Annotated in this window: 13 protein-coding genes; 10 read left to right on the top strand and 3 right to left on the bottom strand. The window is 33.8% G+C overall.

Translation table 11 applies throughout. The annotated features are described in order from the left end of the window. From AB1422_10565 to AB1422_10545, 5 genes are all read left to right on the top strand, one after another. A partial coding sequence (locus tag AB1422_10565; protein ID MEW6619759.1) for a hypothetical protein occupies positions 1-229 on the top strand: 229 nt, incomplete at its 5' end. A gap of 222 nt (positions 230-451) precedes the next feature. Further along, the gene (locus AB1422_10560) at positions 452-1,408 is read left to right on the top strand and encodes a polysaccharide biosynthesis/export family protein (protein ID MEW6619758.1); all 957 of its coding nucleotides are present in this window, start codon (positions 452-454) and stop codon (positions 1,406-1,408) included. A 28-nt stretch (positions 1,409-1,436) separates the two neighbouring features. Then, complete coding sequence (queA, locus tag AB1422_10555) at positions 1,437-2,447, top strand: tRNA preQ1(34) S-adenosylmethionine ribosyltransferase-isomerase QueA (GenBank protein ID MEW6619757.1); 1,011 nt, start codon at positions 1,437-1,439, stop codon at positions 2,445-2,447. A gap of 123 nt (positions 2,448-2,570) precedes the next feature. Continuing rightward, positions 2,571-2,783: a four helix bundle protein gene (locus tag AB1422_10550; GenBank protein ID MEW6619756.1), complete on the top strand. Its 213-nt coding sequence runs from the start codon at positions 2,571-2,573 to the stop codon at positions 2,781-2,783. 187 nt (positions 2,784-2,970) lie between these two features. Beyond that, positions 2,971-4,287 (top strand): UDP-glucose/GDP-mannose dehydrogenase family protein, encoded by a 1,317-nt coding sequence (locus AB1422_10545; protein ID MEW6619755.1) that lies wholly within the window; start codon positions 2,971-2,973, stop codon positions 4,285-4,287. A 75-nt stretch (positions 4,288-4,362) separates the two neighbouring features. Here AB1422_10545 and AB1422_10540 read toward each other — a convergent pair whose 3' ends face one another. Continuing rightward, positions 4,363-5,082 carry a M23 family metallopeptidase gene (locus AB1422_10540; GenBank protein ID MEW6619754.1) on the bottom strand — a complete coding sequence of 240 codons (720 nt, stop codon included), beginning with the start codon at positions 5,080-5,082 and terminating at the stop codon, positions 4,363-4,365. 24 nt (positions 5,083-5,106) lie between these two features. Then, entirely contained in the window at positions 5,107-5,853 is a 747-nt protein-coding gene (locus AB1422_10535; GenBank protein ID MEW6619753.1) for a glycosyltransferase, read from the bottom strand. 866 nt (positions 5,854-6,719) lie between these two features. Between AB1422_10535 and AB1422_10530 the strand changes: the two genes are divergently transcribed. After that, positions 6,720-8,864 carry a DUF2723 domain-containing protein gene (locus tag AB1422_10530; protein MEW6619752.1) on the top strand — a complete coding sequence of 715 codons (2,145 nt, stop codon included), beginning with the start codon at positions 6,720-6,722 and terminating at the stop codon, positions 8,862-8,864. A gap of 14 nt (positions 8,865-8,878) precedes the next feature. On the opposite strand, the gene AB1422_10525 is transcribed toward AB1422_10530, so the two are convergent. Then, complete coding sequence (locus tag AB1422_10525; protein MEW6619751.1) at positions 8,879-11,083, bottom strand: hypothetical protein; 2,205 nt, start codon at positions 11,081-11,083, stop codon at positions 8,879-8,881. 505 nt (positions 11,084-11,588) lie between these two features. Here AB1422_10525 and AB1422_10520 point away from each other — a divergent pair. From AB1422_10520 to AB1422_10505, 4 genes are all read left to right on the top strand, one after another. Then, a complete protein-coding gene (locus AB1422_10520) occupies positions 11,589-11,885 on the top strand; it encodes a hypothetical protein (GenBank protein MEW6619750.1) in 297 nt (98 codons plus the stop codon). Continuing rightward, positions 11,872-12,006: a hypothetical protein gene (locus AB1422_10515; protein ID MEW6619749.1), complete on the top strand. Its 135-nt coding sequence runs from the start codon at positions 11,872-11,874 to the stop codon at positions 12,004-12,006. The genes AB1422_10520 and AB1422_10515 overlap by 14 nt, the downstream gene beginning before the upstream one ends. Before the next feature lie 122 nt (positions 12,007-12,128). After that, positions 12,129-12,323, top strand: a complete 195-nt coding sequence (locus AB1422_10510; protein MEW6619748.1) for a hypothetical protein — start codon at positions 12,129-12,131, stop codon at positions 12,321-12,323. A 2-nt stretch (positions 12,324-12,325) separates the two neighbouring features. Continuing rightward, positions 12,326-13,174, top strand: a complete 849-nt coding sequence (locus tag AB1422_10505) for a SagB/ThcOx family dehydrogenase (protein MEW6619747.1) — start codon at positions 12,326-12,328, stop codon at positions 13,172-13,174. Positions 13,175-13,543: the final 369 nt, after the last annotated feature.

The following is a 13,543-nucleotide window of genomic DNA, read 5'->3' as shown; positions in this document are numbered from 1 at the left end:
ATTTCTATTAGTTTCTATTTTTGTAACTATTCACCACGAAGGGTACGGAGAGCACGAAGTGAAATTTGATGAATTATCGAATAGAGTCATTGGATGCGCTATAGCGGTGCATCGAACTCTTGGGCCAAGTTTGCTTGACACCGTGAAGAGTGATAATTCACAATTCACAATTCACCATTCACCATTATTAAGGAAATTTAGGGAAGAAATTGTGAATTGTGAATGGTGAATTGTGAATGGTGAATAGTTACCAATTTTTTTAATAATATCTCCCTATCTCCTTAATCTCCACATCTCCTTTTGTTACACCACCTGAACGCTTACTCTTTTCTGTTATCTGATTTATTTCCATATCTTCTCTGTTCCTCTGCGTCTCTGCGGTAAATTACCACCTGACGGTTACGAAAATTCATTGACATTTTCTTTTTCTTGTGTTATAATTTCCATGAGGATGAATAAATTTTTAATTGTAGTCTTACTTATTATTTTGAGTGTCCATCGTCAAGGAATAGCATCAGGGGAAATATCTCACGCTGAATCTTTAGTGGAGATTACACCTGTTTTGCCAGATTCGTTGACTTCTTATACACGGCTATCTTTTAAAATATCGAATATCGGTGTTAATGATATTCCCTCTTTCATCTTTCAAGTTAGCCTCATAGACCCGGATAATAAATTAATCTGGGAAAAAGTGAAAACCTCCGGGCTTTTAAAACCTAACCAAAGAAAAAATTTTAAATTTTATATTCCTTTAAAAGAGATTAAATATGGTAACTACCAATTAAAATATATATTAATCTATGCCAATAAAGAAGTAGAGGATAAGATAGATATTCCTTCAAAGATTCCTGCTAATATCTCCAGAATCCCGCCGGGAAAAGAAGATTTAAAAGTTGAGAAGATAGAGAATGTTTATACGATAGGTGCGTCTGACATCTTAGAGATATTTGTTTCAGAAGACCCGGATTTAAGGAAGGCAGTAACCGTTACTCCAGATGGTAAGATTTATTTCCCGATAGTCGGAAATATAGATGTTATGGGAATGACTCCAACTGAATTAAGTAAAAAGATTGCCAATGATTTGAGTAAAAAAGATTATCTTGTCAATCCTACGGTCACAGTTGCCGTGGTCCAAATTAATAGTAAGAAATTCTCTATCATTGGTGAAGTAGCAAAGCCCGGCGTGTTTTCAGTTAATGAAGAAATTACGCTACTTAAGGCAATTGCATTAGCCGGTGGTTTTACACCGTTTGCAGATTTGCGTAAGATTACTGTTTTGCGCAAAAAAGATGTAAAATATGATAGGATTAAAATAGATGTGACTGAAATTACAAAAAAAGGCAATCTACAAAAAAATATTGTCATTTGCCCGGAGGATATAATTATCGTCCCGGCGAGTTTATTCTAACGAATGAAATTGGAAAATAGAAATTAGTATGAAAGTAAGTGATTTTGCTTATAATTTACCTAAAGAATTAATTGCTCAATATCCTTTACCCCGCCGCGATGAATCCAAACTATTAGTTTTAAACCGTAAAACTGACAAAATTGAAGATAGGATTTTTAAAGATATAATTGAGTATCTAAATAAAGATGATACCCTGATACTAAATGATACAAAGGTTTTTCCTGCAAGATTATTTACAACAGCGAGAAAACCGGTAGAAATTCTACTCCATAGAAACTCCGAGGGACAAATATGGGAGGTGTTAATTAAACATTCTAAAAAGGTAAATGTCGGAGCAAAGTTACCATTTGGAGATAATCTAAGCGGTGAATTAATAGAAAAAAAGGGTAATCGGGGATATATTAAATTTGAATATGAAGGAGACTTTTTTGAAACCGTTGAGAAAATAGGGAAAACTCCATTACCTCCTTATATTAAAAGAGAACCCGTTCCGTCGGATATTGAGCGATATCAAGCTATCTATGCCAAATATCCTGGTGCAGTGGCGGCACCTACGGCTGGTCTCCATTTTACTAAAGAATTACTTAAAAAAATATCCGATAAAGGGGTAAAATTTGCGTTCATTACCTTGCATGTGGGCATAGGCACATTTAGTCCGATTAGAAAGGAAGATGTCATCGAACATCATATGGAGGAGGAATATTACGAGATTAGTCCTGAGTCGGCTGAAACGATTAATCAAACTAATGGAAAAAGAATAGTGGTTGGAACGACTACGGTACGGGCATTAGAAACAGCAGGGAAAAATCCAGAATCTAAAATAATCCCTTGTTCCGGGTGGACAGGATTATTTATTTATCCTGGATTTGAATTTAAACTAACAGATATGCTAATTACTAATTTCCATTTGCCAAAGACGACGCTTCTGATTTTAGTAAGTGCCTTTGCTGGCAGGGAAAAGATTCTATCTGCGTATACCCACGCTATCAATGGGGGATATAGATTTTATAGCTACGGAGATGCAATGTTGATTGGATAGCACTTATTAATCGAAATTTGACATAGATATGGCTATGAAATTCCAAATCACAAATTCCAAATTCCAAACAAATTCGAATGACCAAAATTCAAAACATTACCCCCATAGTTTGGTATTTATTACTTGAAATTTGGTGCTTATGGAGCAAACTATATTGAGGCAAATGAGTCTTTAGGCTCGAAAGATTTTAAGATGAGAATAAAGATTTGTCGTAAAGAATCAAAAGAATCTGCTTATTGGTTAAGATTAATAATTGGAACTAACGATGAAAAATTTAAACAAGAAGGAGAAAGACTTTTCAAGAAGGCAATAGCAATTATTGAAAAGTCTAAATGAATTTCCATCGTTGTAATATAAACTTTGGAATTTAGTGTTTGGAATTTGGAATTTATTTGGAATTTGGTGCTTGAAATTTGGAATTTCTATCTAATCTGTCCACTAAAAGATGTGGGTAAGGATAAGTTTATTAAGGGGATGAATTACCATTCACCAGTTACCAGTTACCAAATTTAAGGAGGGTAAAATGCAGATTAGTGTATTTGGTCTTGGTTATGTAGGTTGTGTTTCTGCGGCATGTCTTGCCAAAGAAGGACATCAGGTTATTGGCGTAGATACCAATATCGATAAGGTCGAGATGATAAATGCGGGTAAAAGCCCTATTATCGAAAAGGGCTTAGATGAAATACTTAAAGAGGTAGTAAGTTTAAATAAATTAAAGGCAACTATTTCTTCAAAAGAAGGCATATTTAATTCTGAGATTTCTTTAATTTGCGTGGGAACGCCAGGCAATGAAAATGGTAGTCTTGACCTGAGATATATCAATAGGGTTTGTATAGATATTGGTGAATCGTTAGCTCAAAAAGATTCATTTCATATTGTCGTTGTCCGAAGCACGATGTTACCAGGAACAATAAAATCAGTTGTTATACCCACATTAGAAAAAACTTCCGTGAAGAAAGCAGGCAGAGATTTTGGAATATGCATAAACCCTGAATTCTTACGGGAAGGAAGTTCAATATATGATTATTATCACCCACCGAAAATACTTATTGGAGAGTTAAATAAACAAAGTGGTGATGCGGTGGTCGAGATATATAAAGATATTGATAGTCCTGTTGTTAGAACATCCATAGAGGTCGCAGAGATGGTTAAATATGTTAATAACACATTCCATGCCTTAAAAGTCTGTTTTGCAAACGAGATTGGAAATATTTGCAAACAAAAAGGTATTGATAGCCATCAGGTTATGGATATATTTTGTCTGGATACAAAATTAAATCTTTCGCCTTATTATTTAAAACCAGGTTTTGCTTATGGTGGTTCTTGTCTGCCCAAAGACCTGCGGGCATTACTTTATGAAGGGAAAAAATTAGACCTGACCTTACCGGTATTAGATGCTATTCAAAAAAGTAATGAATACCAGATTAACCTAACTATCAAGAAAATATTGAACTCGGGCAAGAAAAAAATAGGGATATTTGGATTCAGTTTTAAGGCAGGAACTGATGATTTACGAGAAAGTCCAATGGTAACATTAATCGAGGCATTAATTGGAAAAGGTTATGTAATTAAGATATACGATAGAAATGTTCATATTGCGAGGCTCTTTGGGGCGAATAAAAAGTATATTGAGGAAACTATTCCCCATATCGCCTTACTTATGTGTGATTCTATGGAAAAGGTTATAGAAGACTCTGATGTTCTGGTCATAGGTAACAAGGCAGAAGAATTTAAACAGATACTACATAAGATGACCGCAGATAAGATAATAATTGATTTAGTCAGAGTGTTCGATAAAACTGAGGTTAATGTTGGTGAATATGACGGGATATGTTGGTAGTTGGAAATTAGAAATTGGAGAAAGGATGAAAGTCTAATTTCCAATTTCATCTGAACCAACAATGAATTTAAACATTTACGGCAAGTAAATACACGGGTCTTGAGCAATGAATCCTTTCCAGACTTCAAAGTGAAGATGAGGGGTGGAGGCATTTCCGGTCTGTCCTACTTTACCAATTATCTCACCTTGTCTAACCTTCTGACCTTCCTTGACTAAATTTACAGAATTATGGGCATATACGGTTGTCCAATCATCCTCATGGGTAATGATGATAGCATTGCCATAACCTCGATATGTGCTCTGGCTATAAGTTACTACCCCATCTGCGGCGGCTCTGATTGGAGTTCCTAAGTCAACTTTAATATCAATGCCATTATGCATTGAATTTCCCCTGGGACCAAAACCAGAGATGATTTTACCTTCTAAAGGCCAGATAAAAGAAGATGCGATTTGATTTATTGGTCCTTCTGGAGGAGCACTCACCTGGACAATAACGGTATCTACTGGAGGAGGTATTGGTTTAGACATATCTACTTTTAATACCTCTGATGCTCCAGGAATAAATATTTGTTGTCCTATTCGGATATTGGTTATATCTCCAATCCTATTTATTCTAATAAGTTCTTCAACAGAAACACCATAGGTTTTTGCAATCCGCCAGAGTGTTTGTCCTTTCTCCATTTTATGATATACACCTTTTTGTGCCTCTAAACTCCAGTAATAAAAAGGTGTATGCACGCAACCTATAAGAAAGACTATACTTAAAAGATTAATTAATATACCTTTTCTAATCATTTTTATCTCTCCTTGATGATTTCCTTAAAGTAAGTATCTTTTCACTAATGTAAGATAATCAAAAAAAGAATTAATATAAGCTGATAGAGAACGTTTTGTCCCGGAAACATTTCTCCATTCTTTCACTGGAACTTCGAATAACCAGGTACTTTCATCTTGCAAAAAAGGAAGACGCAATATACGAATAATAATCTCTACATCAAATATCCATTTTGAACAAAAGTTTTTTTGAACCACAGGAATAAGTATTTCACTCTTAAAAAGTTTTGCACCACATTGTGTATCGTAAACAGCAAAACCAAAAGTTAAAGATATAACTGTAGTAAATAATCGTCCCAGATAGTGACGAAAATTTATACGCTCAATCTTCCTTCCACACAAATGAACCCTGCTACCAATAACTGCTTGCACATTTGGATTTGTTTGGAAAATATCCATAAAATCCCAGATTTCTGAGAGAGGAACTGCCAGATCAGCATCCCAGAAACCTATTATGTTATAAGTCTTTTTCTCCAATAAATAAAGCATGCCCAATCGTATGGCTTCCCCTTTTCCTTTGTTCTCACTCAATGACAAACATAAGGCTCTGGATGGATTAACTTCACAAATCTTTTGGATAACATTTAGTGTATCATCAACACTACCATCATTTACGAACAAGAATGTTAAATCAGAATGTTTTGACAATTCATTGATGAAATCGTCTATCCGTAATCGTCGTTCTTCATTGTAGCAAGGAATTATCACCCCAATGTTAGTCTGTAATGACATATACACCTCCTCTCAAGTTGGAGATTCATCTACTTCAATAATAATCCTTGCATTTTTAGTAACCGTTCAGGTGGTAATTTACCGCAGAGACGCACAGAAACAGAGAGGAAAATATCTTTTTTTCGTGTTTTTCGGTGTTTAAAAAGGCTTAAAAACAGTTAGTCAAAAGTAAGTATTAAAAGATTAATAAACAACGAAAGACCCGAAATGCACACAAAAAAAGGAAATTTCTGTCTCTGGTGAATAGATTTTAATTTTTTCTCTGCGTCTCTGTGGCATCTTACGGTGAACGGTTACCTTTTCTCTTCACCACCAGTTTTGGTGATGGGTAATGGGTATTTTATCCCATCACCCATAACCTAAAACCCAACACCTCATCTCTACTGGTTCCGCACCTTAACTTTTTATCCGAGAGGTTTCGTTCATGAGGTATTTTAGCAAAAATTTTATTATTTGTCAACAAAATTTTTGCCCCAATCGTAAGACATCCAACCATCTAACCATAAAACCATCCAACCATTTCCCCCAAATAACTGCTATAATACTTTTATATTTTAGAGATAATAAAAAGATTTAATAAAAGTCTCCAGACTACCCGATAAATGATATAATAAAGTTAATTGACAAAGAGATACTTATATGGTATAGTAAGTATTAACCAAAAGTTCACATTAGTATTGTTGATAGTTGATGGTTGATAGTCTATGAAACTATCAACTATAAACTATCAACCATCAACCTTGTTGCTATATCTGTTCTATGAGAAGTTTTCGTTAATAACTATTATATTATATAAAAAGTAGAGGGTAGAAAGTAGAAAAGAGGGCTAAATAGTTATCTATTTTTGATAAAAGGGAGAATAAAAATTGGGGAAGAAGGTAAAAACTAAAACTTTACCCAAAAAGATAAAGAAAAAAAGAGGAATACCCCTCCAGGAAATAGAAATCAGTCTGATTAGTGAAAAGGCATTTTTAGGAGGGATAGGGGTTTTCTTAATTTCATTTTTTTTGTATTTAAAAACTGTTGCTCCAACTGTAACCTTTAGTGATAGTGGAGAGTTTATTACCTGTGCGGCCACACTGGGCATTGCTCACCCAACGGGTTACCCTACCTGGACATTACTGGGGCATCTACTTACCTATCTGCCAGTGGCTAATATCGCTATGCGGGTAAATCTACTTTCTGGCATATTTGGTGCATTGACCATTATGATGGTTTATTTTATTCTAATAAAATTAAGGTTGCAAATAGTAGTGGCAGTAGTGACGGCTTTGATTTTTACCTTTTCCTCGACTTTATGGAAGGTATGTGTTATTGCAGAGGTTTATTCACTCTATGCCTTCTTTTCATCTGCTACTATTTTGGGTTTGTTAGCCTGGAAAGGACAGAAAAAAGATAGTATGCTCTATCTATCAGCCTTTGTCTATGGATTAGGCTTGACTAATCATTTACTACTTGTCTTCATCGGGCCTGCTATTTTATATTTTTTATGGATTACCGACCGTCAGATTCTTTTATTTGAAAAACCAAAGGTTTTAAGCAAGATGATACTATTTTTATTTATAGGGCTTCTTCCTTATCTCTACCTGCCAATAAGAGGATTTCAAGCACCTCTGATTGATTGGGGGAATCCTGTTACCTTTAAGAATTTTTTCAGATTGATTACTGGCAGTATCTATAAAGAAACAATGTTTGCGGCTTCTGTTCCTCAAGTTTTAAATACCATCAAACATCATCTCTGGCTACTAACCCAGCAATGGACACCTTATTTTGGAATTTTAAGCCTATTGGGTATATTTATTCTTTATAAGACGAGCCTGAAATTACTTATCTTTTTAGGGCTAATCTTTTTGGTGAATACAGTCTATTCACTTGGTTTCCAAAAGGTAATCTTTGGACTAATCGACCATGAAGCTTATCATCTACCTTCTTATATTGTTTTGACTATCCTGATAGGTTTTGGGATGAAAGGTTTAATTGAATATGGACAGACGAAGTTTAAACAAATTGCGATGATTACTTTACTTTTCCCAATAATAATCTGTGTTAGCCATTATAACCCTTCGGATATGAGGCGCTATCATTTTGCCCATGATTATGGGAAAAACGTATTGAATCAATTACCAGAATCTTCAATCCTTTTTAATCAAGTTGATTACAATGTCTTCCCATTATGGTATTTACAATATGTAGAACAATGCAGGATGGATGTGCCTGTTTTTACAGTGCTTTTTTTGACTCGAGATTGGTTTGTGGAAAGGTTACTGAAACTGTATCCGGATATAAAAGTTACCTGTGGACTGAAAGAAAGAAATACCAGGATATTTGAGAATATCATCTATAATAATAAAGATACACATCAAATTTATTTTACCCACGATTTCCTGACACAAAAAGAAGAGGTTATCCCGCCACCAATGACTAAGGAGGGAATTCTTAGTAAATTAAAAGACCAGCAAGTTTTAGGGGATAAATTTAAGTATAATTATCGAGGTGTATTTGACAATCGCATCTATAAGGATGTCTGGGCAGATGAAGTGATGCTGGTTTATAGTTATTATCACGCCGAGTTAGGCCAACGGTATCAACTGGGGGGAAAAATAGATGACGCACTGAAGGAATTGAATATGGCGGTCAAGATTGACCCGAGAAATGCCTCTTATCAAGCCGCCTTGTCCTCTATTTACAATGCCAAAGGGAATTATGACAAAGCAATTGATCTTTTACAAAAGGCAATTAAGAAAAATTCTAAAAGCCCTGACCTTTATTATAATCTGGGGATAACTTATTATTATCAAAAAAGATATGCCGATGCCCTGCGGGAACTTGAAAAAGGAATAAAACTTAGCCCGGAGGATACTAATATACTCAATATTTTAGGTTTGTGCTATCATCTTACCGGCAGACAACAAGAGGCTATTTCTACCTTACAAAAGGCATTAACCATCTCCCCAACTTCTTCTGAGATAAGAAGGAATTTAGAATTGGTTTTATCTGCACCACAAAGATAAAATATACAAAAGTTTCATCTAATATTCTCTTGCTTTTTAAATATTGAAATCAATGATAAAAGATAAAATAAAGCAACAATTATTAAAAGATTATGATAACCTATAATTAATGAGAGATATTCAACTATTCCACCTATAATTGCTCCAAATATATTTGAACCAAAATCTCTTTGTGGCTCTCTACTTTTTTTGAACGAGGTTGCAAAAATAATTCCTGCAAAAAGTATCGGGAGAAATCCTATTACACCTGAATAAATTATTTTCATAGTATAGCTTTCCCCTAAAAAGTTTTGGAAAGGAACCAGATAGCCTATTAGAAGTGAAATAAAAAGGGCTATGTACGGTAATTTAAGACTATCAGGAGAGAATTTACTTACATACAAATTTGCAAATAGTATCATTGTTAATATTGAAAGGAAGACTATGGAGTTATTTACCCAGGTAGAACCAAAAAGTAATGCAAATTTAGTAATACTTTCTGTCTCTAAAATCATAAAGGCTGTTCCTAAAAAAAAGAAGTGAGGGGAAATTCTATAAAAACTTTTGCTCCCGTTACTTGTAAAGATAATCAGAAAAAGGGTGGAAAGAAGAAAAATAATAGCCAGACCTTTAAAATTGTGTGGAGGTATTTTTTTCTCTCTAAGGTATAGAAATGGCCAGTCATCTAATGGAAGAAGAGTTTTAGAAGATTTCAGGTTTTCTACAGGGAAGATTTCAATGGTGCTATCTTTTCTAAAATCTTTGGGATTGAATCCATTTTTTTTAAGATTTTTTGGTGTATTTATATCAGCATAAAAGGAGCCTTTTTCAAAATTTTTAATTACTTTTTCCACATTTCCTGCCATAAAAATTACAAAGTCAATAGGATTTTCAGCATCTATATTTTTTATTGAGGGCAATGTAATTACTAAAATATTTTCTCCAAAAACCTCCTTTAGAAGACTATATATTTTTAGTGCTAACCATCCTTTTCTAAAATAGTTGTAAATAACAAAGACACCGTCTTCATTTAAATGCGCTTTTACTTCTTCAAATGCTTCTTTTGTAAATAGATAATTTTCTAATCTTATAGTAGAGAATGTTGAAAGAAGCGTTAATGAATCTACAAGTCCATAAGCAATAAAATCATATTTTTTATTGCTTTTCTTTAAAAATGACCTTCCATCATCATTATAAATTTTAACTCTTTTATCAGAATAAGGTTTGTCAGGATGGTCTTTTTTACCTATATCTATAATTAAAGGGTCAATTTCAACTGCATCAATCTCTTTTGCTCCATTCATTATAGCGTGTGAGACATCGTTTCCCATGCCTGAACCAATTATCAGAACTTTCTCAAATTTTTTCTTTAAAGAATCCTTAATTAAAAAATGTGGCACTGAATATCGATATCCACCTATAGTCCTATTAGATAGCCCCATCTGGTGGGTTATCTCATTTACAGAAATTACAGTACCATTAATTTTTAGATATGGGTCAAAAAAAACCTCTTTCTTTATTTTATAATATGGAGACCAGAGAGTTCCTTTCCCCAGGAGAAAAATAAAAATAATTGATGTTAAAAAAATTACTCCCAGATTAAATTTAGAGAAAAAGAGCTCTTTCCTTAAAAGGTATAAGATCAAAATAAAGTTTATTGAAAACCAGTAAGTAGGAGAAAGAGAAAGATAAGAGAAGATTGAGAAGAATAAAATCCCAAATATACTTCCAAGGATATTTATGGTATAAGCTTTAATTGGGGTAAAATTATTAAAAGAATTTCCAAGAAATTGTCCAAGTCCTATGAATGATAAAACGACTATGGAAAAAGAGAGAATAATAAGAAATTCAAAAGGCATATTTACTAATGAAGGCAATTTACCCTCTGCTCCAAAATAGACTTCTGATTTAAAAAGTTGCTCTCCAAAGGATATATTAAGATTAAAAAGATATACCAATAAAATAATAATAAGGAAAATGGAGGGAGTATAAGGTAACAGATTTAATTTTCTTTTTGAAGCGATACATCCTATGCTCATTCCAAGAAAACAGGCTAAAAGGACAAAATTATTAAAGAAACTTAATAATCTCACATATGCTGGAAGCCATCTTATAAGAGCCAATTCCAGATTAAGTATAACAAAACTTACAATGAAAAGGTCAAAAGATTTAAAAAATAATCTTGACTGATAGGAAATTGTATTTTGAGTGTTTTGACTGTCATATCCATTTTTGCACATTCTGAAGATATATTAACAGAAATCTTATCCTGTGTCAACAAAAAAATTCGACCTGTGAAATAGGTTTAAATAAAATGCAAGAAACAGATATTCGTAACCGTTTAGGTCTTGAGTTACTAATATTGATTGAGATTTCGGAACACTTACAAAATATTGAATGTAGAATGTAGAATGTTCAAAGAAATACTACAAACAGATTGCTCCTACGGAGCTTTATTCATATTAGCTCCAGAGGAGCGATATGTTTGTAGAAAGATTATCTCCCTCATAACAAATTAGCTCCATAGGAGCGAGCTGTTTATTCTTTTTCTCACCCTAATTGGGGGATATTTGTCCTTCTATTTCACAGAGACCGTTCAGAATTTGGGACTAAAAATTGGAAGTAGGCGAAAAAATTAGTTTGACATTTTGCAGGGATTTGCGGGAGAAAAAAATATTAAAAAGAAGGGCTTAAATTTCCGATATTATTAGTAGAGATTCTAATAAAAAGGAGGAATTTAAGCCCATGAAATCTAATATACATATCGGCAATTCTATAGAAAAACTTGAGGAAAAGAATATTGAGGATAAAATAAAGGTTATAACCAAAGAAAACAAAATGGTTATAACCATCTATATCCCTCATATGATAGAGATTACAGATGAAGACTCGAAAGAGGTAGAGATAATAAGGCTTCTTGAACTTAGGGATTTATCCGGGAGAAAACTTTTTACCCAGGCAGAAGTGGGTAGCCTTTTTGAATTATCTCGGCAAATGATTAATCGGCGGTGGGTGGCATTTAACAGGGATGGGATGGGTTGAATGGCTAATGATAGATTGGGTAGAGGATTATAATAGTTTGTCAGCGTCTCTAAATAGGCTAAAAATGTCAAACGACACAAAAGGGGTAGAAAAATGGGGTAAAATGGCAAAATCTTCTTGAAAAATCTATAAACTAACCACAAGTCCCAAATTGTGAACGCTCCCCAACAGAAGATTTCTGTACCAGGCAAAATTTACTTGACAACATTAAAATAGAATGTTATCATAAAATTCAGGCTAACGATGTCAAGGATAAAATTTTTCTGGACAATTCTTATGATATTCTTTTTCCTTACAACTGTTATTACGGGTTTGATACAGGTAAATTTAGACTTACATCAATTCATTTATCACAAATATAGTGCTTATTTGACGATATTTTTTGTGCTTGGGCATACTTATTTTAATTGGCATAAATTATTAAAAAGGAAGGGATAAGATTGCTTTCCAGACGCAATTTCCTGAGTAAAATTGGACTTTTAAGTTTAAGTGTCCCATTTTTTAATAAATGGTTCGCGCCGCCAGAGGCTACTTCCGCACCTAATCTGGATATTGCAGAACAATATCACCAGGAAAGTAGACATACATTACTCAATATACTTTTAGGTAGAGAGACTAATAAACATACCCCACCTTTATTCAAAAAATACATAGAGGCAGAAAAGATTAAATTACCACAGGATTTTAAATATCGGGGAATATCGGTTGAAGAGGCGATTATTAGAAGGAGGTCGAGACGAAATTTTATTCAAAAACCGATTTCATTAAAAGAATTATCTTGCTTGCTTTATTATGCCAGTGGGATAACGCAAGGAAAAGGCTCACAGGGATTACGAGCCGCACCTTCTGCCGGGGCACTTTATCCCATAGAAATTTATCCTGTTATTTATCTGGTTGAAGGTATAAAACCTGGAATATACCATTATTCTATTGAAAACCATTTATTAGAATTACTAAAACAGGGAGACTATCGTCAGAAACTTTCACAACACTGTTTAGGACAAGAGTTTGTTGGAAAATCTGCGGTAGCATTTATTATGACCGCTATATTTGCCAGGACAAAATCGAAATATCATCATCGTGCCTACCGTTATGCATTGATTGAAGCCGGACATATTGCTGAAAATCTCTATCTATCTGCCATCTCAATGGGATTAGGCATTTGTGCTGTAGGCGCCTTTTTCGACGACCCAATCAACCAGACACTTGAAATTGATGGGATAAAAGAATCAGCAATATATATTACAGTGGTAGGAAATCAGGTTATCAGTAACAGGGTACGTGTTTAGCGTGTTCCAAATTGCGTTGATTTGAGAAGTAACTCTTTGTTAAACAAGAGGATACCGGTGCGAAATATTCCACAAGGAGTTTAATGCAAATATCAAAATGTAAAAATCAAAAGGACAAAGCAAAATGCAAAAATACTTGTAAGGCAATAAAAAAAATCAAATATTAAATCTGATAATTCCAAAAGTGGCATATTAGTACGAGATTGTTTAGGTTATGAAGGATGCCAAATGAAAATGCTCTAGGATAAGGGTTTGCAAGTTGCATTCCCGATTTATTTTTCTTGTAATCTGAGTAATAGTGAATTTTGAAAAAGCCCTTTTGGTTTTTAGCTGTAATATTATCAAATAGGCTATTATTTTAATGAGTAA

The organism is bacterium (assembly GCA_040757115.1).
Classification (GTDB): domain Bacteria; phylum UBA9089; class CG2-30-40-21; order CG2-30-40-21; family SBAY01; genus JBFLXS01.
Note: the sequence above shows the minus strand (reverse complement) of the source record. Positions and strands in the feature narration are given on the sequence as shown.

Bases quoted from the DNA above. Each gene is read 5' to 3' on its own strand.
- AB1422_10560 (MEW6619758.1), top strand. From the start codon at position 452: ATGAATAAATTTTTAATTGTAGTCTTACTTATTATTTTGAGTGTCCAT.
- queA (MEW6619757.1), top strand. From the start codon at position 1,437: ATGAAAGTAAGTGATTTTGCTTATAATTTACCTAAAGAATTAATTGCT.
- AB1422_10545 (MEW6619755.1), top strand. From the start codon at position 2,971: ATGCAGATTAGTGTATTTGGTCTTGGTTATGTAGGTTGTGTTTCTGCG.
- AB1422_10540 (MEW6619754.1), bottom strand. From the start codon at position 5,082: ATGATTAGAAAAGGTATATTAATTAATCTTTTAAGTATAGTCTTTCTT.
- AB1422_10535 (MEW6619753.1), bottom strand. From the start codon at position 5,853: ATGTCATTACAGACTAACATTGGGGTGATAATTCCTTGCTACAATGAA.
- AB1422_10525 (MEW6619751.1), bottom strand. From the start codon at position 11,083: ATGTGCAAAAATGGATATGACAGTCAAAACACTCAAAATACAATTTCC.
- AB1422_10520 (MEW6619750.1), top strand. From the start codon at position 11,589: ATGAAATCTAATATACATATCGGCAATTCTATAGAAAAACTTGAGGAA.
- AB1422_10515 (MEW6619749.1), top strand. From the start codon at position 11,872: ATGGGATGGGTTGAATGGCTAATGATAGATTGGGTAGAGGATTATAAT.
- AB1422_10510 (MEW6619748.1), top strand. From the start codon at position 12,129: ATGTCAAGGATAAAATTTTTCTGGACAATTCTTATGATATTCTTTTTC.